At 39.9% G+C, this 1,815-nt stretch carries 2 protein-coding genes and 1 pseudogene; 2 read left to right on the forward strand and 1 reads right to left on the reverse strand.

The window, feature by feature from the left end; genetic code table 11:
• Nucleotides 1–118 precede the first annotated feature (118 nt).
• Nucleotides 119–943: pseudogene (tnpC, locus tag L2764_RS26990) on the forward strand (IS66 family transposase); the annotation flags it as partial.
• A 171-nt stretch (nt 944–1,114) separates the two neighbouring features.
• On the forward strand, nt 1,115–1,429 hold the full coding sequence (locus L2764_RS26995; RefSeq protein WP_248943415.1) for a hypothetical protein: 315 nt from the start codon (nt 1,115–1,117) through the stop codon (nt 1,427–1,429).
• Nucleotides 1,430–1,498: 69 nt separating this feature from the next.
• Here the strand turns inward: L2764_RS26995 and L2764_RS27000 are convergent.
• Nucleotides 1,499–1,815 (reverse strand): transposase (locus L2764_RS27000; RefSeq protein WP_248943416.1); only part of this gene is annotated, 317 nt, incomplete at its 5' end.

Here is a 1,815-nt window from a genome sequence, read left to right on the forward strand (position 1 = left end):
TGGTTTTTCATTTGAGAACCTTGGCCGATTTTGTGAGAGATTGAAGCTTATAGGCAGCTAACCCTCTTTTCTATACCAAAGTGTGTCGGTTATTATGGCAATCTAAGTATTACATGCTGATGAAACCACGCTCAAAGTGATAAACGATGAGCGGGTAAAATCCTACATGTGGGTCTATTGCTCAGGGGCCGATGGGCCTGATGATGAGCCACGCTATCAAGATATGCGCAATATTGTGCTGTACGACTACCAAGATGGTAGCCGCGCGGGCGTGTGCGTGAGTCATTTTCTTGCCACAGAGCAGGCAATATTTAATGGTTATTTACAGGTTGATGGGTATGCGGCTTATCAGCAGGCCAGCAATAAACTGGTCGGCTGCTGGGCCCATGCGAGACGAAAATTTAAAGAAGCCCTCATCGCGCAAGGCACAAACAAAACAGGTAAAACAACCAAAGCTGATATGGCGCTAAACATGATAGCCAAGCTATACCGGATTGAAAGGCAAATAGAATCACTCAGTCTGACAGAGCGATTCTATTTTAGGCGCACACATTCAAAAGCTCAATTAGTAGAATTTAAACAATGGTTGGATAAATCCATTACCCAAGTGTTAAAGCAAAGTGCATTGGGGATAGCACTGCATTATTGTGTTAATCAATGGTCAAAGCTCAGTCGTTACTGTGAGGATAGCCGACTGAATATCGATAATAATCGCGCAGAGCGCGCGGTAAAACCGTTTGTGATCGGTCGAAAGAACTGGCTATTTAACCACAATCACCGTGGTGTAAAGGCCAGTGCAATTTTATACAGCATCATAGAAACGGCCAAATCGAATGGGTTAACGCCGTTCGATTATATCGAACACTGTTTGGAACAATTATCCAATCCTAACTGCGATCTCAATAGCCTCTTACCCTGGCACGTTAATCTAAACAAGGTGTAGTTCGCCGGACGCTCACGTTTATACTCTCTACTCTCTACTATACTCTATACTCAGATTTATCTGTAACTCTTTAAACAAGGTGTATTTTGTAAAATGATAATTCATTATTTTTCATCAATGATGAAAATACACCAATAAATTTGAATTTTTTATTTAATAAAGAAATATATTATGAGTTCATACTCTGGAACATTTAGTGTAATGAATAATACGGGCGGTACAATTTCAAATGTGAATGTCCAACATCATGCAGATGATCATGAATCAGGAACCGTTCAAGCATCTACATTGGCTAATGATAATTCAACAGGTGGTGGGCAGGTATTCGCAAGCTCTTCTCATAGAGATCATTGGTCGGTAACCTACATTGCATCTAACGGAAACTTGCACACAGGTAACGAGTCGTGTGGATTTGAAAGCGAAGATAATGGTGATAATGTAACTATTATCTTAAATAGTGATTCATGGAGTGTCAATATCAAGTAGCTGTAGTAATTTGTCATATAATGATTAGGATTTAAAAAATCTAGTTAAGTGTCTAGGGACTGTTGACAATTACGCTAACCAAATCATAGAAGCAGCTAATTGAAGCGTCCCTAAATAGTGCTTAGTCTTTCTCTCATAGCGCGTTGCCACTCTACGGAACTGTTTCAATTTTTGAAATAATCGTTCTACAAGGTTTCGCTCTTTATATAACTCGGTATCATGAATTCGGGGTTCTTTTCTTCCTCTACGAGAGGGGATAACGGCTACAGCCCCTTTATTTTCAATGGCTTTAACAAAATCATCTGAGTCATAACCCCTGTCAGCTAAAACATATTGAGGCTCAAAACCTTCAATTAATGCATTTGCTTGACCGTATTCGGAAGCTT

Origin of the sequence: Shewanella surugensis (assembly GCF_023284005.1) — a bacterium.
GTDB classification, from domain to species: Bacteria; Pseudomonadota; Gammaproteobacteria; order Enterobacterales; family Shewanellaceae; genus Shewanella; species Shewanella surugensis.

Excerpts from the sequence above, each read along its gene's own strand:
- L2764_RS26995 (WP_248943415.1), top strand. The coding sequence starts at position 1,115 with ATGAGTTCATACTCTGGAACATTTAGTGTAATGAATAATACGGGCGGT.